This window comes from Vibrio sp. 970 (assembly GCF_033339075.1).
Map to the genome: position 1 here is coordinate 140,456 of NZ_JAWOTW010000006.1, position 17,888 is coordinate 158,343.

A 17,888-nucleotide genomic window follows, 5' to 3' on the forward strand; every position below is an offset into this window, starting at 1 on the left:
ACAGTAAGACCGGAAATAAATGAATTGGTTTCGTAAATTATTTTATATCCGAGCTATTTCAGCATGTGGTTAAATCATGTCAGAAGTGCTAGCACCAGCTCAAAAAGCCGTTACAATACAACCCTATCATAAGTGCAGAGCAATACAATGGAATCCATGTTACTTGATTTGCGTGAGCAACGTTGTCCTATGGCACTGTTACTTGCAAAGCGTCATGCTGCTGAGGTCTTTCAAGGAGAAGCAAAGCAGTATCATCAACTTGTCATTCAAGTGGTGGACAACAGCTCTAAACGAGACATTGTGAACTATCTTAGTGCCCAAGGGTACTCGGTTGATTGCCAATCTACATCAGAGCACTACACATTGACTGTCTTCAATAAGGAATCCGCATAAGATGTTTGAAATGGTTAGTCGTTGGTATAAACGACGTTTCTCTGACCCTCACGCAGTAAGTCTCGTCGCGATCTTGCTGTTTGGCTTTATCACCATTTACTTCTTTGGACACTTGATTGCGCCATTACTTGTCGCGATCGTTTTGGCTTATCTACTTGAATGGCCAGTTGTCAAAATGTGTCGTATGGGCGTGCCGCGCACTTTGTCGGTTATTATCGTGATCTTGGTCTTTGTCGGGTTAATGTTAATTGCGTTGTTTGGCTTGGTTCCGACGATTTGGACTCAGGTCGGTAATCTAATTAACGATATTCCGAACATGTACAACGGGCTACAAAAGTTTATTGTCACATTGCCAGAGCGCCACCCTGAACTAGCCAATTTAGAAATAGTAGAAACCGTGGTGACGAACGCCAAAAACCAAGCACTGGGGCTGGGTGAAAGTGTCGTCAAAGGGTCGCTTGCTTCATTAGTCAGCATTGCAACGCTAGCGGTATATCTGATCTTAGTGCCACTCCTTATCTTCTTTTTGCTTAAAGACAAAGAAGAAATGCTGCGAATCGCAAGCGGTATTCTGCCGAAAAACCGTAAATTGGCGAATAAAGTTTGGCATGAAATGAACGAGCAGATATCAAATTACATTCGCGGTAAAGTGTTAGAGATTTTAATCGTGGGCGGTGTGAGCTACGTGACTTTTGCCCTTTTAGATCTTCGTTACTCGGCGTTGCTTGCCGTAGCCGTTGGTCTGTCGGTTTTGATTCCTTATATCGGTGCGGCGGCTGTTACTGTACCTGTTGCTATCGTTGGTTTGTTCCAATGGGGTTTAACGCCTCCGTTTTATTGGTTGTTGCTTGCTTACGGTATTATCCAGGCGCTGGATGGTAATGTGTTGGTTCCTGTTCTGTTTTCCGAGGCAGTAAACTTACACCCAGTTGCTATCATTGTGGCTGTATTAGTCTTTGGTGGGCTGTGGGGTTTTTGGGGGGTGTTCTTCGCCATTCCTTTAGCGACATTAGTCAAAGCCGTATGGCATGCATTACCAAGCACGGAAGAAAACGAACCTGTCGAACAAGAGTAGTTGTTACCAAAGGTACGATGGTTAAAAGAAAGCCCAGCAGTTTGCTGGGCTTTTTGTTTGTAGAAAAACAATAGCGTTTAAGCGTTTTCGTTTAAGTAGTTTAATACGACTTCGTGGTGATCTTTGGTTTTGAACTTGTTGAACACATGTTCGATCACGCCTTCTTCATTGATCAGAAAGCTAATGCGGTGAAGACCGTCGTATACTTTGCCCATGAATTTCTTTTCGCCCCAAACGCCGAACTGGTCAGCAACGGCATGGTCTTCATCAGAAAGCAGAGTGAAGTTTAAATCATCGCGCTCGATGAACTTGCCTAGGCGCTTTACTGGGTCGATGCTTACGCCGAGTACCACCACGTTATGTGCATCGAGTTCAGCTTTGATGTCACGAAGGCCTTTTGCTTGTGTAGTACAACCCGGCGTCATCGCCTTAGGGTAAAAGTAGAAAAGTACTTTCTTGCCTTTAAAGTCTTCAAGAGAAACGGTATTTCCGTCTTGGTCGAGCAAAGAGAAGGCTGGCGCTGGCGAGCCTGCTGTCAGCGTATTCATTTTGATTTCCTTTACTTTATAGTGTGTTTTTAATGAAATTCAGAGAACCTTGTACGTTGAGCGACTTACAAAGTTCATCGAAGTCTTCTTGTAACTGCATCAAATTAAAATCCGCGCTTACAGATGCAGTAATCGCAATGTGAAACTGGTCAGAATCGAGTTGAATTTTCGACTTGCTGATGGTTTGCGCGCTAAGAGAGTCTAAACCAATCTGCTGATCAGCGAAGAACTTAGTAAATTTTTCAGTTAACCCAGGGCGGTCTTCAGACTCAATAAACACTTCCATGGTGTAGCTGTTATCGAGCAGTTCGTGCGCCGCTGTGCGTTTCATGATCGTAATAAGGTCATGTTCTTGGCCAAGCAGGGGCAATTGCGTTTCAACTCGAGTCACGCTGCTGGCGTTCCCAGTCAGGAGCATGATCAGCGTAAATTCGCTGCCAAAGATAGCGATACGGCTATCGACTATGTTACAACCAGCTTGAGTAACGAGCTGTACGACTTGGTTACAAATGCCTGGACGGTCCGTTCCAACTGCTGTAAGTACCAGATGTTGCTTCATAAATGAGCTTCTTGTCCTTTCTTCAATAGAGAGATGTTAGCACAGATATTGCGAAGAAATATCGAGCCAGTTCTTTTTAGTCTATAAAAAGCAGGAGGATGTTGAGGGGAGTGGTGGGAAATAAACAGTAAATGCAGGCTGTAGGATAAACAAAACGTTTGCATGATGTGCTTGCCTATTGTCTGGCCGTTTTATTCACTTAGATCTGACTTGGCTAACAAGACCAAAGAGTATATTTTCCTTGCTTGTGCTCTTCAGTATTTTCCAAATCACTGATAGATTCTAAAGTCACTCGAAAGCCCAACACGATTATCAATATTGCCGTTAATCAAACCAAATAGAGCAATTAAGTTGCTAGACCTCTAACAACTGGTAATTATTCATTCATTTGTACTTTGTAAGCGAGTTTACGCTCTTGTGTTTTTCAATCGCATTACAGTACCATGCAGAAAGAGTTAAATGAGGGAGATAAACATGTTTTCAGGAAGTATCGTAGCGCTGATTACGCCATTCAAAGCAGATGGCGAAGTAGACTTTGACGGTCTGCAAAAGCTAGTAGAGTACCACGTTGAAGCGGGTACAGACGGTATTGTGGCAGTAGGCACAACAGGTGAGTCAGCGACACTGACCATTGAAGAGCATGTAAAGGTCGTTAATAAAACTGTTGAGTTTGCCGACGATCGCATCCCTGTGATTGCTGGCACGGGTGCAAATGCAACCCATGAGGCAGTAACATTTAGCAAATTACTGGCTGATTCTGGTATTGCTGGCTTCCTGAGTGTGACACCGTATTACAACAAACCAACTCAAGAGGGTTTGTTTCTACATTACAAGGCAATTGCCGAAGCGAGTGATGTGCCTCTAATTTTGTACAACGTACCAGGCCGTACTGCTGTTGATATGCAGCCAGAAACAGTGGCACGCTTGTCAAAGCTTGATAATATCGTAGCTCTAAAAGATGCAACGGGCGATTTGGAACGAATTGCAATTCATCGTGAACTTTGTGGCGAAGATTTTATCTTACTAAGTGGCGATGATGCGACAGGGCTGGATTTTGTGAAACTTGGCGGCAATGGTGTTATCTCGGTAACGAACAATATTGCAGCTAAAGACATGGCAGACATGTTCCATTTGGCAAGTGAAGGTAAGTACGAAGAAGCAGAAGCGATTAACCAACGCTTGATGACTCTACACAAAAACCTTTTCATCGAAGCAAGCCCTATCCCAGTAAAATGGGCAGCGCAAAAGCTTGGTTTGATTGAAGAAGGTGGTTTGCGTCTTCCTTTAACTACGCTTTCTGAAAAATCGCAGCCGATCGTCGAGCAGGCGCTAACAGACGCCCATATTTATTAAGATTGAGCTATTAAGATTGAGTTACTAGGATTGAAGTTCATACTGGGGGCCAAAGCGCCCTCGGTGTTTTAGGAGTATAGATGAAGCTTTCAAGCCAGTTAGTGTTAAGTTCATTAGCTGTATTCGTATTGACTGCCTGTTCAGGTGGTGCCAATCAACGTCGTCAAGCAAAAGATGACTTCGAGTATTTGAACTCCCCAAATTTGGGTGAGTGGAATGTCCCACAGGGTGCACAGCCTCAGTTTTACCCTAACTACGAGATCCCTCAGGGTAACTACGCTGGTGGTGTAGGTAAAGATGTCGACATTCGTCCACCTCAACAAGTCCTAGAGCTTATTCCCGGTGCACGTTTGGACCGCAGTAGTGATGGTGAAGTGACACTTTGGCTACTTCGTAAAGATGAACTAGATAAAGTTTGGCAAACGGTGCAAAACATGGTCGCGGCTAACGAGATTCCAGTTGAAAGCCAAACAGACTCTCGCATCGAGACAGGATGGGTGACTTGGGATTCGCCAGATGAAGAGCTAGAAATTGGCAGCCGATATGAAATCGTACGCGCTGAAGCAAATGGTCGACACGGCTTTAAGGTGAGCCTTATTGACTGGCGTGAAGGCAATCAAGTGAAAGAAGTAACGGCGACCAACCGTGAGCGCTACAATGTATTCATGACGAACTTGGTCACCGCTCGCTACGACCAAGAAGTGCGTGAAGAAGCACAGCGTAAAGCGCAAGAGTTGGTTAAACAGATCCCAATCACAATGGGTAAAGACCGCAGCGGACTTCCTGTGATTATCGCGCGTGCGCAATACAACATGCTTTGGCAACGTTTGCCTAATATTCTACCTAAGATGGGCTTTAAGATTGAAGAGCGTAGCCAGTCTCAGGGTACAATCACTGCGAAATATGCGTCTCCGGATGATGAATTCTGGAACGATATCGGCGTTAAACCAGTGGAGTTAGCCGCTGGGAAGTACACATTCTTACTTGGTGATTTAGGCAACCGTACGTCTATCAATATCACCGACTCCTCTGGCAAGCCAGTAGAAGAAGAGTTTTTGAAATCACTAGCGCCTGTATTGGCTGCAACAGTGAAGCAGTAAACAAAGCGAGCTTAACGCGGCGTGTTTACTTAATGATAGAAAAGGGACCTAGTGGTCCCTTTTTTGATGTTTAGATTAAATGTGTCGAGATGAAGCTGGTGAGTAACTAACGAGGCTCGTTTTTGTTTTTATCTTCTTCAGCGTAGCGCTGTTTATCCAATGTGTTCAGCTTATCTAAATCGTTCTTACGGCTTTTATCCATCTGACTAAACTTCATTTTTGCGGTATATTTGAGTGCGGCAATATTACCAATGACCACGCTCAACACTACAATAATAATGACCCAAGGATTGGTTAGTATTTCTATCATAGAGCCTCCGGCGGCGTGATATTGTGAATAAATTTGGCAACGACGTTATCCAAATTATTCAGTATGACGTCAATCCCTGCAATGTTGTCGGTCTGATTTTGTTTAATCAACTGGCTTCTGAGTACATCAAGCGTCAACTGCTCGAGGCATTGCTGCCCGACAGCGCGGTGACTAATGTGCCAAGGCTCAATCGAAACGCCACCTAAATCATGCTGATAAGGGAAGAAGAAACCGAACCGACCAAGGTTGGCTTTTAACCATTGGTAGAACGCCTGCTGGTGGCCTTCAAGATACTCCCAAGGTTCCAACTTGAGTTTGGTGTCAGCAGGCAATAAATTGCGCGCATAGACATCAAAATCACAACCCCAATGATGACGACTTCCTCCGGGCAATGCCGACCAGCGCAAAATGGCCATCAATTTCTCTTCGTCATTTAACTTTGCTTTATTCAAAGGGCGGGAGTTGATGTCGAGAATTGGCAACTCACCAGAAAACTTCCCGTTCCAGATGGATTTTTGGCGATTAAAGTCACGAAAACCACTGGCGATTTCCATTTTGAAACCTGCTTCGGTTGCGGCATTAATCATCTTCAATAAGTCATTGACTACTTTAGGGTGAAGCATAAATGCCTTTTGCCCCACTAGTGTGGATTGAAGATGGGAATCAGTGATTCCGGTGAGTTGCTCTGATGTCATTGTGTTCTCGCTGATTACTTCGCCAATAGGTGTTTCAACGTGTTTTCGTACATGTCCGTCAACTTTTCAAGATCGTCGACTTTCACACACTCGTTCACTTTATGAATCGTAGCGTTAACAGGGCCTAACTCTACGACTTGACCTCCCATTCGAGCAATAAAACGACCATCAGAAGTACCGCCAGTTGTAAGTAGCTCTGGCTTCGTATCATTGACTTCGGCCACAGCAGCTACAACCGCGTCTAGCAGTGCGCCCGTATCGGTCAGGAATGGGTCACCGTTGAATGTCCATTTTAGGTCGTAGTCCAGCTCATGCTTGTCCAATGTTTCGGTAACACGCTGAACAATTGCGTCATTGTTAAGCTCAGTACTAAAACGTAGGTTGAACTGAACATGGAACTCGCCAGGAATAACGTTAGACGCACCAGTGCCAGCCGATACATTCGGGATCTGGAAACTAGTCGGTGGGAAGTAATCATTCCCTTTGTCCCATTCTGTCGTCGCGAGTTCATGAATCGCGAGTAGAGACTCGTGCACTGGATTGCTGGCTAGGTGAGGGTAGGCCACGTGACCTTGTGTTCCTTTTACCGTTAAATCACCAGTGATGGATCCACGGCGTCCATTTTTCACTACATCGCCAACCACGTCGGTGCTGGATGGTTCACCAACAATACACATATCGATGTTCTCACCACGTTCCATCAACGTTTCTACAACGCGAACGGTACCATTGATAAATGGCCCTTCTTCATCTGACGTAATCAAAAAGCCAATTGAGCCTTTGTGGTCTGGGTTTTCTTCAACGAAGCGTTCGACAGCAACGACCATAGCAGCTAGCGACCCTTTCATGTCAGCTGCGCCGCGGCCATGCAAGTAACCATCAATAATGGTCGGTTCAAACGGATGTGTATTCCAGTGTTCCAATTTGCCAGCTGGTACCACATCGGTGTGGCCAGCAAACGCAAATAGCGGCGCTTCTGAACCACGTCGAGCCCAGAAGTTCGTGGTGTCTTCAAATACCATCACTTCAATTTCAAACCCGAGTGCTTTTAAGCGCTCGATCATCAAATCCTGACAACCTGCGTCCTCCGGCGTTACGGACTGTCTACTGATCAGATCTTTAGCAAGTGCCAATACTGGACTGTCTGTCATCCTTGAGTATTCCTTTATTTAAGAGTTGAAAATGCTAGCGTATTGATCAGCTTTAAAACCGATATGAAGTTGATCATTCACTTTTAAAATTGGGCGTTTAATCATCGCAGGGTTTTCTACCAAAAGAGCGATGGCGTTTTCCTCGTTAAGTGTGTCTTTCTGCTCTTGCGCTAATTGGCGGTAGGTTGTGCCACGTTTATTGAGCACCTGTTCCCAACCTAAAGCGCGACAAAATTCACTTACCATTTCTGCATCAATGCCTTGCTTACGGTAGTCATGGAAGTCGTAAGCAATATCCTCGGCTTCTAACCATTTCTTGGCTTTTTTGATCGTATCGCAGTTGGGAATACCAAACATGGTAATCGACATAGTCTTTCCTTTTTCTTTGTTCTATTTTTCACTGGCGCGGTTAAGACGCACTTAAGTGATTTGGGCTGTTAAAGCATCCTATCAAGAAGCAATCAAACTGACAAAATGCGGTGGAAAATATTTTCAGATAGATTGAGATAACTAATGTCACATAACTTATTTACGATGAATGCGCTATAAATCGAATAAAAATTCGTCTAAATCAAATGGAAAAGTCGAGTTATTGATCAAACGCAACACCTCGCTGAGCAAAAACGAAATAATGAATCAGCACAATTTTAGGAGGTGTCAATGGAATTGAGTCCTGTTTTTGCAAGGCGGCTATATTTGGCCTTGTTGGTGGAAAACCTAGAAAGGCCGAATGTGCCAAAGTTGATCGAAAAAACGGGGTGGCCTCGTCGTACTATTCAAGATGTACTCAAGGCGTTACCTGGGATCGGCATTGAACTCATATTCGTTCAAGATGGCCGACGTCATAATGACGGCTATTATCAACTTTCAGATTGGGGGCCTTTTGATAGCCAATGGGTTCTAGAGCGGGAGAGAGATATCGCTAGCAGTCTTGGATTTCGTGCATAAGCCAGCAATTGCTGGCTTTTTTCATATTCAGGCCTCATCCATTGCAGCGGTAGGCGGAACCCAGTACGCTAAATGAAGTGATAAAATCTTGTGGGGAAACCATAAAAACGGTGTCCGCATCGATAGCCGCTGCATTGTTTTTTAAATCGTTCATCGCGCCTTGCATCATCGCGTCATTAGTCATGAAAATGTAGTTATACCAATGGCCTTCACTTCCGGTGACTTCGCCTTTGTATTCGCATCGCTCAGGGTCGAATTGCGCGTCAATGCGAATATGAACATCTTGACTTTGAGCATGAGTAAGGTGAGAAGGCATCGTGCAACCCGTTAGAAGCACGACAAAAAGTCCAAGTAACAGGCGTTTCATTAGCTATTTCCCCAATACTATGTAAGCAGCAAAGCCAATCCAGCTCAGAACAAGTAGTGTCCAAGGCAGTTTGCTTGATGAATGGTTTGGCGCATTGTCGGTGATATTGTCTTGTTCGATAATCTCTTCATGCTGACGTTGTTTTTCACGTTGCTGTTTTTTCTTCGCTTTATCGGCTTGGCGGTTGCGCTCTTTTTGTTGTTTCTTATATTGCGCGATGCCTTTTTCGATACCTTGAGCGATGAGTTTGGTTTGCTCTTTGGTTTGCCCCGGTTTCTGCGTGGATTTGGCAATTCTCATCGCTTCGGCTTGAGTTTCTTGAGAAGGCACAGGGGTGGTAGGAGTTCTTTTTTTCATGTTTCTCATCAACGTCGCTGTAAATCTTTGTTTAGTTTACCTGTGTAAGGTGCTGAAATGAACTTCAGTTCTCATCTTTGTTGGCTTGCAACTCTGAAACGATAGGTTAAAGTGACGTTTTTATCACATAAAGAAGAAGATGTTGTGCGCTATTCGTTTGACCAATATGACGCTCATGGATTTTTAAAGGCGCCGATCATTTTATGGGTGGGATGGATGTTTCTTGTGCGTTCATGGGTGGTGTTTGCCATGGCTGGTGTAAGTCGTGATAGTGGCAGTAAGCTACTCGCTATTGTTTACCCAGATTCAAGTACGTTGTATTTAGGTTTGGCGATGGGCATTCCAAGTTTGCTTCTTATGTGGTTAATGGGGCTTCGTCATCCCGACAGAGGATGGGTAAACAGAATTACTCGCTATGGTCGCGAGATCACTTTGATCTTGTGCGGTATTCAACTTGCTCAGACCATGTATCATGTGTACCTAGAACATGGAGTGTTTAATTGGGCAAACGCCCTTACCATTACCTTATTAGCTTGGTTTATGATCTATCTTCTAAATGGAAGATGGGTAAAAGACTGTTTTCATGTGCCACAATTGGCGCACGATGAACAGCAGCATTCAAAGAATTAAAAACAATAACTTCCCACTCTGGGGCAAAGTAATAGAGGAAACCTCAATGTCACAAGCTCAAACGGCGATCGTGCCAGAAGCCGGGCCATTTGCACTGTACACTCAACTCAAAGTGAACCAAAACCGTGAAAACGTATTAGAAAAACTGAAAGCACTGCCAAAGTTGGTGGAAGAGTTAAACATTACCCAGCCAGGTGCTGCGCTGACGCTTTCTATCGCATTCACAAAATCGTTTTGGGAACACCTTAATGTAGACGCGCCAGAAGAGCTTATTGATTTTACTCAACTTGGCGAAGGTGACATCGTTGCTCCTGCAACAGACGTAGATGTGCTTATTCACTGTCACTCGACTCGTCACGACTTGCATTTTTACGTGTTGCGTAAGTTCCTAGAAGAGACGGCACAAGATGTCACCATTGTGGACGAAACATATGGGTACCGTTACCTTGATGCTCGTGATATGACAGACTTCATTGATGGCACAGAAAACCCGAAAGGGGAGGCTCGCGCTGATGTGGCTCTAGTAAAAGAGGGCCCATTTGCTGGAGGCAGTTATGTTATGGCTCAGCGCTTTGAACATAACCTTGCCGCTTGGAATCGATTGAATGTCAAAGCGCAAGAAAAAGTGATTGGTCGTACCAAACCAGACTCTATCGAGCTAGAAGATGTTCCTGCTGCGTCGCACGTTGGTCGGGTTGATATCAAAGAAGAAGGTAAAGGTTTGAAGATTGTTCGCCACAGCTTACCATACGGGACGGTGACCGGAGCTCACGGTCTGTTGTTCATCTCTTACTGCAATACACTTCATAACATTAAAGTGATGCTAGAAAGTATGTACGGCGTAACAGATGGTAAAACAGACCAAATGCTTCGTTTCACAACAGCGGTAACAGGTGCGTACTTTTTCGCTCCTTCGCAAGAAATGCTCGCAGAGCTAGCCATCAAGTAAGTTCTCAGACTTTATTTCTTAAGCCCTCCAATTAGAGGGCTTTTGTTTTCTATTTCTATTCCAATCTCTTTTCAAAAAACACTAAACTTTTCTGTTACTTGGTCGATAAGTATCCAAAGCCTTAATTTATTTGGAGTCTGTGTCTCGTGGCGATCACCGTTAATACCAATGTGGCAGCACTCGTCGCACAGCGTCATTTGACCAGTGCAACTGACATGCTGAACCAATCCATGGAGCGTTTGTCTTCAGGGAAACGTATTAACAGCGCAAAAGATGACGCGGCGGGTCTGCAAATCTCCAACCGTCTACAATCGCAAATGCGTGGTTTGGATGTCGCGGTACGTAACGCGAATGACGGCATTTCTATAATGCAAACCGCCGAAGGGGCGATGAATGAAGTGACTAACATTATGCAACGTATGCGTGATTTGTCGCTTCAATCAGCTAACGGTTCAAACAGCAAAGCGGAGCGCACTGCACTGCAAGAAGAAGTCTCTGCTTTAAATGATGAGTTAAGTCGTATTGCAGAAACCACATCTTTTGGTGGACGTAAATTGCTGAATGGCACATTCGGTACATCGTCTTTTCAAATCGGTGCAACGGCTGGTGAAGCGGTACAAATTGGCCTGCGGACCATGCAGCCGGAATCTTTAGGTAGCTTTTCAATGAGCTCATATCAAAGAGTCAGTTCAGATTGGACGGTTCAAAACGGAAATAATGAAATTGTTATCAGCTACCGTGATAACAATTTTGAAGAGCAGGAGATCCGTATTGAAGCTAAAGCTGGCGACGATATAGAAGAACTCGCGACTTATATTAACGGGCAGACCGATAAAGTGAAAGCGTCTGTTAATGAAGAGGGGCAACTGCAGTTACTCATGTCCCACAAGGACGCCATAAAATACCCTGGACCAACCTTCAGTGGTGGCCTGGCTGATGAGTTAGAACTTGGCAAGTATGTCACCGTAAATAGAACGGTAGATAGTATTGATATTAGCACGGTCGGTGGCGCTCAGATGGCGGTCGGCATTTTAGATGATGCTTTGAAAACGGTAGATGGCAGTCGTGCGGAGTTAGGCGCGTATCAAAACCGCTTTAATCACGCGATCAATAATCTCGATAACATCCACGAAAACTTAGCCGCTTCCAACAGTCGTATCCAAGACACTGACTATGCCAAAGAAACTACGCAAATGGTGAAGCAACAGATTTTACAACAGGTCAGTACTTCTATTCTGGCGCAAGCAAAACAAGCGCCAAACCTAGCATTGACCTTGCTTGGCTGATGAACGGCCTTGCCCGAATTTAACGCAAAACCTGCCTGTATCGACAATTCGAAAAGAAGCTTTAGCGAAAAATGAAAGTTTTTTTGCTTTTTTATCCGCTTTGTCACGATTACCCCTCCAAACGAATTATTTTCAAAAAAATCCAAAATTTTCTCTAAAGAAAACAGGGCATGCGCCGTTAATAAAAGTAACTTTGAGAGAACTACTTGGTTTTCCGAGACGTCGGAAACCGCTACACCGGAAAATCAATTGGAGAAATCACCATGGCAGTGAATGTAAACACTAACGTATCAGCGATGACCGCTCAGCGTTACCTAAACAACGCAAACTCAGCTCAACAAACTTCTATGGAGCGTTTGTCTTCGGGTTTCAAAATCAACAGCGCAAAAGATGACGCTGCGGGTCTACAAATCTCGAACCGTTTGAACGTACAAAGCCGTGGTTTGGATGTAGCAGTTCGCAACGCGAACGACGGTATCTCGATTGCACAAACTGCTGAAGGTGCAATGAATGAGACCACTAATATTCTTCAACGTATGCGTGACTTGTCTCTGCAATCAGCAAACGGCTCAAACTCGAAAGCAGAACGTGTTGCGATTCAAGAAGAAGTGACCGCGCTAAACGACGAACTAAACCGTATCGCAGAAACCACTTCTTTCGGTGGTAACAAGCTACTAAACGGCACACACGGTGCGAAATCGTTCCAAATCGGTGCGGATAACGGTGAAGCAGTGATGCTTGAGCTAAAAGACATGCGTTCAGACAACAAAATGATGGGCGGTGTGAGCTACCAAGCTGAAAGTGGTAAAGGTAAAGACTGGAACGTTGCCCAAGGTAAGAACGACCTAAAAATCAACCTAACGGACAGCTACGGCCAAGAGCAAGAAATCAACATCAGCGCAAAAGCGGGTGACGATATCGAAGAGCTTGCGACTTACATTAACGGTCAAACTGACCTAGTGAAAGCCTCTGTAGACCAAGACGGTAAACTGCAAATCTTTGCTGGCAACAACAAAGTCGAAGGCGAAGTCGAGTTTTCAGGCGGCCTATCTGGTGAGCTAGGTTTGGGCGAAGGTAAAAAAGTAACGGTAGATACTATCGACGTAACCTCAGTTGGTGGCGCACAAGAATCTGTTGCTATCATCGATGCGGCATTGAAATACGTAGATAGCCACCGCGCAGAGCTGGGTGCTTTCCAGAACCGTTTCAACCACGCAATCAGTAACTTGGACAACATTAACGAGAACGTGAATGCGTCGAAGAGCCGTATCAAAGATACAGATTTCGCGAAAGAAACGACGGCAATGACCAAATCACAAATTCTATCGCAAGCGTCAAGCTCAATCCTTGCGCAAGCGAAACAAGCGCCAAACTCAGCGCTAAGTCTGCTAGGTTAATTTCAAACCTAAGACGAGAACCTCATTGGCTCGTGGTGAGAGATGAGCGAGTAAACCCAGCTTCGGCTGGGTTTTTTTCTGTCTTTTGGGCCCCCAGGATTTCTGCGAATCACGACATTAGAGCTTCATCACATTTCAGTAAGCCAAAGAAAATAATCGCAAAAAATTGAAAATTTCTTCTAAAGGATATTCATCGGTCGCCGTTAAAGGGACTGAGAGAAATGAGATGTACCTAAGTGAGGTGAGAGACACGACGGTACATTCACTAAAGCCTTAAGGAGATCAATTATGGCGATTAACGTTAATACTAACGTTTCTGCGATGACTGCACAGCGTTACCTAAACCAGGCAGCTGACGGTCAACAAAAATCAATGGAGCGTTTGTCTTCGGGTTATAAAATCAATAGCGCGAAAGACGATGCTGCAGGTCTACAGATTTCAAACCGCTTGAATGCACAAAGCCGTGGCCTAGACATGGCAGTGAAAAACGCAAACGACGGTATTTCTATTGCACAGGTTGCTGAAGGTGCAATGAATGAATCTACCAACATCCTACAACGTATGCGTGATCTTTCGCTTCAATCGGCGAACGGCTCTAACTCAAAAGCAGAACGTGTAGCGATCCAAGAAGAAGTAACAGCGCTAAACGACGAGCTAAACCGTATTGCTGAAACTACCTCTTTCGGTGGTAACAAGCTTCTAAACGGTACTTACGGTACTCAATCTTTCCAAATCGGTGCGGACTCAGGTGAAGCAGTGATGCTTTCTATGGGTAACCTACGCTCAGACACTTCAGCAATGGGTGGTAAGAGCTACGCAGCAGAAGAGGGTAAAGACGCATCTTGGACTGTTGGTGAGAAAACAGAGTTCAAAATGAGCTACACCAACAAGCAGGGTGAAGAGAAAGAGCTATCAATCAGCGCTAAGCAAGGCGATGATATTGAACAGCTAGCGACATACATCAACGGTCAAAACGATGATGTAAAAGCCTCTGTTGGCGAAGATGGCAAACTACAAGTATTTGCTTCTTCTCAAAAAGTTGAAGGTGATGTTGAGTTTTCTGGCAACCTAGCAGACGAGATCGGCTTTGGTGGTCCGAAAGACGTAACAGTGAAAGACATCGACGTAACCACAGTAGCTGGCTCTCAAGAAGCAGTAGCGGTTATCGACGGCGCTCTTAAGTCCGTAGACAGCCAACGAGCTTCACTCGGTGCTTTCCAAAACCGCTTCAACCACGCAATCAGCAACCTAGACAACATTAACGAGAACGTTAACGCGTCTAAAAGCCGTATTAAAGATACTGATTACGCGAAGGAAACCACTGCGATGACTAAGTCGCAAATTCTTCAGCAAGCAAGTACTTCAATCCTGGCTCAAGCGAAGCAGTCTCCATCTGCAGCGCTAAGCTTGTTGGGCTAAGTGGTAAACCCAGCCTGAGGTCAACACCTTAGTGCTGGGGCACCAAAGCGATAGATTCTATCGTTAGCCCATAAGGTGGAAGGGAGATTGTAATGGATATATCCTCCTACGCATCGAACATCCAGCCTTACGGCACGCCAAATGGCACAAAGTTTGCAAATAAAAATGGCAATGATATAGGCACGTCTAGCCCAGCAAGTTCAAATGGTGAGATTTCGCCGCAAAAAGCGAAAAACACCGAATACGACTTCTCTGTTCAAGCTGCGATCGAGATGGCTGAAAGCCGTCAAGAACTGAACAAAGAAGAACGTGAAAAATTGGTCGCACAAATGAATGAATTTGTAACGTCCATAAACAAAGGAGTCGCATTTCGAGTGGATGAAGAATCCGGACGAGATGTGGTGACGATTTATGAAGCCAATACCGGTGACGTGATTCGTCAAATTCCTGATGAAGAAATGCTAGTGGTATTGCGTCGCCTAGCTGAGCACACAGCCAACAGCGGGTTGTTGACTGAAAAAGTGTAAGTCGTTTTTAGAGGTGATTTGATGAGTTTAGGCCCTTTGGGGATGTCTGGCGGCATGGATATTAATTCCATGGTCAGCAAAATTGTGGATGCCGAACGCGTACCAAAGCAGCAACGCATCGACAACGAACGCACGACAATTAATGCCAGTATCAGTGCTTACGGACGACTCAGAGAATCATTGGATACGATGAAAAATCTCATGGCGAACTTTCGTCAGGAGAAAGCATTTGCCGTTCGCACTGTCGAAACGACCGATGACAATATCGTATCTGCCACGGCAACCACAGATGCTATCGCTGGCAAATATGCTATCGATGTGTTGCAGCTTGCTCAGAGCCATAAAGTCGCTTCTGACGTATTGCCAGAAGACGCAAAATTTGGCCCTGGTAAGCTGCAGATTTCGCTTGGTGATGAGCGTTTTAATATCGATGTTCGTTCCCGATCTAAGCTCATCGATGTCGTACGTGGCATCAATGGCGCTAAAGATAACCCTGGCGTTCGTGCATCTCTTATTAACGACGTCGAAGGTCCACGCCTTATCCTTGCTTCTAACCTCTCTGGTAAGGATCATCAAATCAGAGTCAGTGTGGAGGCAGAAAAAGGCAACCCTCTTAAATATTTCGAATACCAAACACTTGAAGACCGCGTCAACGCGCTTGAAGAAGCTCGTTCAGCGGCGGAAGATGTCTTAGGTCCTCTTAAATTTCCGGAACAACCAGCAGAAGAGCTGGATGCAAACGGCAATCCTCTACCTCCAGAAGAGCAAAAAGCGGCAGACGATGTACAAGATGATGCATCGCAAGCGCCAATCTCTGCGGCGGGTGCAGAAGCAGCCAAAGCTGGTCAAGAAGCCATTGATGAAGCCAACCGACGCGCGAGTTTACGCCCTGAAGACAGAATTCCAGGGTGGACAGAAACTGCGTCAGGTACTTTGTTGGACTCTTATGAAGAACCAGAGCTCGAACTCGACGAAAAGGCAATAGAGAAGGCACCAGATGTACCAGGCTGGAATAATGCCGCATCGGGCACCCTAACCGATTCTTACGTTACGACGAAAGAGGCTAAGCAGCTTCTTGAGCAAGAAAAAGCGGAAATCGAGCAAAAAATTGCGAGTGAAAAGCAAGCGTTAGACGAAAAAGTGGCACGTGGTGAACTTTCCGAAGCGCAAGCTAAGCAAATTCATCGCGCTAAACTTGATCCTCAAGAACGTGAGCGTCTGGAAAAAATTGATGAAGCAGAAGCGAAAATCGCAAAGGCACAATCTGCTTTTGAACAATACCTTGGAATGACAGAAGTACAAGCAGGGCAAGATTCAGAAGTTCTGCTTGATGGCGTGGCAAAGCTATCTAGCCACAACAATGTGATTGAAGATGCGATCGAAGGTGTTGATTTAACACTAAAAGGCAAATCAGAACCGAATAAACCGCCTGCTGAAATTGGTGTCGAGTACGACCGTCAAAGTGTACGCAACGATATCGAAAACTTTGTGGCAGCGTATAACTCGTTTTATCAAACCTCCCAAGCGTTGGCGAGTGTGGATCCGGTAACTGGTCAAAAAGGGCCGTTGTCAGGTGACAGCACCGTACGCAGTGCAGATTCACGATTAAAATCGGTCTTTTCTACTCGAATCGATAAGGCGCCTGAAAACCTAAAGTCCTTAACAGAATTTGGCATTACGACCACACGTCAAGGCACCCTAGAAATCAATTATGACATGCTAGACCGCCAGTTGAACAATAACTTCAACGAGTTAGAAAAGTTCTTCGGTGGCAACACAGGTTTTGCTAAACGAGTAGAAGATGCGATTCACGGTATCACAGGTATTACAGGCAGTATTCGTACTCGAGAAAAAAGTCTCACAGAACAAAACTACCGTTTGAGTGACGATCAAGCGGCATTAGATCGCCGCATGGAAAGCCTAGAGAAGCGTACTCATGCGAAGTTTACCGCGATGCAAGATGCGACCGGTAAAATGCAGGGCCAGTTAGGCGCTTTGATGAGTGCGTTGGGTTAATAAATGCAAAAAGAACTCATGGAAATTAGTGATATAGATCAACTAATTACGCAAGAATTAGAAAAAATTGATTTTAATGCTGAAGAAATTCTTCGCTTGGTCGATATCAGGGAACGGTTATTGCAAAACCTGTTACCAATTATTCATCAAAATCCTTTGGTTAAGCAGGATGCAGAGTGGCAAGCATTGCTAACTCGTACCAAAAGAATTGTCGAGCTGATGCAATCGGAAACGTCAAAGGTCGGAAAAGAGCTCCATAAGTTTCGTTATGGCCAGCGTTCACTTCAGCAGTACAAAAAATTTATTTAAAAGAGGATTACTATGCGCGGTTCTTTGCAAGCATACAAAAAGGTATCAGTCGACAGCCAGCTTAGCGCGGCTTCTCCGCACAAAGTCATTCAAATGCTTATGGCTGGTGCGATTGAGCGCCTTATTCAAGGTAAAGCAGCCATGCAAGCAGGCAATATTCCAGCAAAAGGTGAGCGCTTGGGTAAAGCGTTAGACATCATTATCGCGCTACGCAGCTGTCTATCTATGGATGACGGTGGTGATATTGCTTCAAACTTAGATTCACTGTATGAGTTTATGATCACGCAAATTTCTGCTGCTAACCATCAAAATGAGCCTCAGCTGATCGACGACGTTATCGACATTATCCGTGAGATCAAGTCCGCTTGGGACCAAATCCCAACAGAGTTTCATAATCTTACCGCTGCTGAAGTTGGTATTTAATAGTCAAAACAATGCGTTAAGATACTAGACGAATATATTTGTCAATTGCGCAACGAGTTGTGTAGCAAAGTTTCTA

At 44.8% G+C, this 17,888-nt stretch carries 22 protein-coding genes; 14 read left to right on the top strand and 8 right to left on the bottom strand.

Annotated elements, in window-relative coordinates; genetic code table 11:
• Positions 1 to 156: 156 nt before the first annotated feature.
• Both R7Q11_RS11280 and R7Q11_RS11285 read left to right on the top strand, forming a co-directional pair.
• Positions 157 to 393 carry a sulfurtransferase TusA family protein gene (locus R7Q11_RS11280; RefSeq protein WP_005380414.1) on the top strand — a complete coding sequence of 79 codons (237 nt, stop codon included), beginning with the start codon at positions 157 to 159 and terminating at the stop codon, positions 391 to 393.
• Position 394: 1 nt separating this feature from the next.
• Positions 395 to 1,468: an AI-2E family transporter gene (locus R7Q11_RS11285; protein WP_005389843.1), complete on the top strand. Its 1,074-nt coding sequence runs from the start codon at positions 395 to 397 to the stop codon at positions 1,466 to 1,468.
• A 77-nt stretch (positions 1,469 to 1,545) separates the two neighbouring features.
• Here R7Q11_RS11285 and bcp read toward each other — a convergent pair whose 3' ends face one another.
• Entirely contained in the window at positions 1,546 to 2,016 is a 471-nt protein-coding gene (gene bcp, locus R7Q11_RS11290; protein WP_005380418.1) for a thioredoxin-dependent thiol peroxidase, read from the bottom strand.
• Between the two features lie 16 nt (positions 2,017 to 2,032).
• The gene (locus R7Q11_RS11295; RefSeq protein WP_005380420.1) at positions 2,033 to 2,575 is read right to left on the bottom strand and encodes a glycine cleavage system protein R; all 543 of its coding nucleotides are present in this window, start codon (positions 2,573 to 2,575) and stop codon (positions 2,033 to 2,035) included.
• A 474-nt stretch (positions 2,576 to 3,049) separates the two neighbouring features.
• Between R7Q11_RS11295 and dapA the strand changes: the two genes are divergently transcribed.
• Both dapA and bamC read left to right on the top strand, forming a co-directional pair.
• Positions 3,050 to 3,928, top strand: coding sequence for a 4-hydroxy-tetrahydrodipicolinate synthase (gene dapA / locus R7Q11_RS11300; RefSeq protein WP_225466443.1), 879 nt, complete (start codon positions 3,050 to 3,052; stop codon positions 3,926 to 3,928).
• Between the two features lie 80 nt (positions 3,929 to 4,008).
• Positions 4,009 to 5,028, top strand: coding sequence for an outer membrane protein assembly factor BamC (gene bamC, locus R7Q11_RS11305; protein WP_005380424.1), 1,020 nt, complete (start codon positions 4,009 to 4,011; stop codon positions 5,026 to 5,028).
• A 106-nt stretch (positions 5,029 to 5,134) separates the two neighbouring features.
• Here bamC and R7Q11_RS11310 read toward each other — a convergent pair whose 3' ends face one another.
• Genes R7Q11_RS11310 through R7Q11_RS11325 form a run of 4 tightly spaced genes read right to left on the bottom strand, consistent with a single transcriptional unit; the run spans position 5,135 to position 7,553 of the window.
• A complete protein-coding gene (locus tag R7Q11_RS11310; RefSeq protein WP_225466444.1) occupies positions 5,135 to 5,338 on the bottom strand; it encodes a DUF2897 family protein in 204 nt (67 codons plus the stop codon).
• Positions 5,335 to 6,033 carry a M15 family metallopeptidase gene (locus R7Q11_RS11315; protein WP_225466445.1) on the bottom strand — a complete coding sequence of 233 codons (699 nt, stop codon included), beginning with the start codon at positions 6,031 to 6,033 and terminating at the stop codon, positions 5,335 to 5,337. The genes R7Q11_RS11310 and R7Q11_RS11315 overlap by 4 nt, the downstream gene beginning before the upstream one ends.
• 14 nt (positions 6,034 to 6,047) lie before the next feature.
• A complete protein-coding gene (gene dapE / locus R7Q11_RS11320; protein WP_225466446.1) occupies positions 6,048 to 7,184 on the bottom strand; it encodes a succinyl-diaminopimelate desuccinylase in 1,137 nt (378 codons plus the stop codon).
• A gap of 18 nt (positions 7,185 to 7,202) precedes the next feature.
• Complete coding sequence (locus tag R7Q11_RS11325) at positions 7,203 to 7,553, bottom strand: ArsC family reductase (RefSeq protein ID WP_005380431.1); 351 nt, start codon at positions 7,551 to 7,553, stop codon at positions 7,203 to 7,205.
• 291 nt (positions 7,554 to 7,844) lie between these two features.
• On the opposite strand from R7Q11_RS11325, the gene R7Q11_RS11330 reads away from it, so the two are divergent.
• The gene (locus R7Q11_RS11330) at positions 7,845 to 8,132 is read left to right on the top strand and encodes a helix-turn-helix domain-containing protein (RefSeq protein ID WP_005380433.1); all 288 of its coding nucleotides are present in this window, start codon (positions 7,845 to 7,847) and stop codon (positions 8,130 to 8,132) included.
• 34 nt (positions 8,133 to 8,166) lie between these two features.
• On the opposite strand, the gene R7Q11_RS11335 is transcribed toward R7Q11_RS11330, so the two are convergent.
• Together R7Q11_RS11335 and R7Q11_RS11340 are read right to left on the bottom strand one after the other, a co-directional pair.
• On the bottom strand, positions 8,167 to 8,499 hold the full coding sequence (locus tag R7Q11_RS11335) for a DUF4156 domain-containing protein (RefSeq protein ID WP_005380435.1): 333 nt from the start codon (positions 8,497 to 8,499) through the stop codon (positions 8,167 to 8,169).
• A 3-nt stretch (positions 8,500 to 8,502) separates the two neighbouring features.
• On the bottom strand, positions 8,503 to 8,856 hold the full coding sequence (locus R7Q11_RS11340; protein WP_225466447.1) for a DUF2956 domain-containing protein: 354 nt from the start codon (positions 8,854 to 8,856) through the stop codon (positions 8,503 to 8,505).
• A gap of 144 nt (positions 8,857 to 9,000) precedes the next feature.
• Here R7Q11_RS11340 and R7Q11_RS11345 point away from each other — a divergent pair, with 144 nt between their 5' ends.
• The 9 genes from R7Q11_RS11345 to fliS all read left to right on the top strand — a co-directional run bounded on the left by R7Q11_RS11345 (position 9,001) and on the right by fliS (position 17,812).
• Positions 9,001 to 9,486 carry a DUF2919 domain-containing protein gene (locus R7Q11_RS11345; protein ID WP_025768263.1) on the top strand — a complete coding sequence of 162 codons (486 nt, stop codon included), beginning with the start codon at positions 9,001 to 9,003 and terminating at the stop codon, positions 9,484 to 9,486.
• Between the two features lie 46 nt (positions 9,487 to 9,532).
• Entirely contained in the window at positions 9,533 to 10,435 is a 903-nt protein-coding gene (locus tag R7Q11_RS11350; protein WP_054576281.1) for a Dyp-type peroxidase, read from the top strand.
• A gap of 146 nt (positions 10,436 to 10,581) precedes the next feature.
• A complete protein-coding gene (locus R7Q11_RS11355; protein WP_005380443.1) occupies positions 10,582 to 11,721 on the top strand; it encodes a flagellin in 1,140 nt (379 codons plus the stop codon).
• A 263-nt stretch (positions 11,722 to 11,984) separates the two neighbouring features.
• Positions 11,985 to 13,118 carry a flagellin gene (locus tag R7Q11_RS11360; RefSeq protein ID WP_005382039.1) on the top strand — a complete coding sequence of 378 codons (1,134 nt, stop codon included), beginning with the start codon at positions 11,985 to 11,987 and terminating at the stop codon, positions 13,116 to 13,118.
• A gap of 288 nt (positions 13,119 to 13,406) precedes the next feature.
• Positions 13,407 to 14,537 (top strand): flagellin, encoded by a 1,131-nt coding sequence (locus R7Q11_RS11365; protein ID WP_005380449.1) that lies wholly within the window; start codon positions 13,407 to 13,409, stop codon positions 14,535 to 14,537.
• 92 nt (positions 14,538 to 14,629) lie between these two features.
• Entirely contained in the window at positions 14,630 to 15,064 is a 435-nt protein-coding gene (flaG, locus tag R7Q11_RS11370; protein WP_225466448.1) for a flagellar protein FlaG, read from the top strand.
• A gap of 21 nt (positions 15,065 to 15,085) precedes the next feature.
• Positions 15,086 to 17,080, top strand: coding sequence for a flagellar filament capping protein FliD (gene fliD / locus R7Q11_RS11375; protein ID WP_017635955.1), 1,995 nt, complete (start codon positions 15,086 to 15,088; stop codon positions 17,078 to 17,080).
• Positions 17,081 to 17,083: 3 nt separating this feature from the next.
• Positions 17,084 to 17,389, top strand: a complete 306-nt coding sequence (locus R7Q11_RS11380) for a flagellar protein FliT (protein WP_005380456.1) — start codon at positions 17,084 to 17,086, stop codon at positions 17,387 to 17,389.
• Between the two features lie 12 nt (positions 17,390 to 17,401).
• Positions 17,402 to 17,812: a flagellar export chaperone FliS gene (gene fliS / locus R7Q11_RS11385; RefSeq protein ID WP_005380457.1), complete on the top strand. Its 411-nt coding sequence runs from the start codon at positions 17,402 to 17,404 to the stop codon at positions 17,810 to 17,812.
• The last annotated feature ends 76 nt before the right edge of the window (positions 17,813 to 17,888 follow it).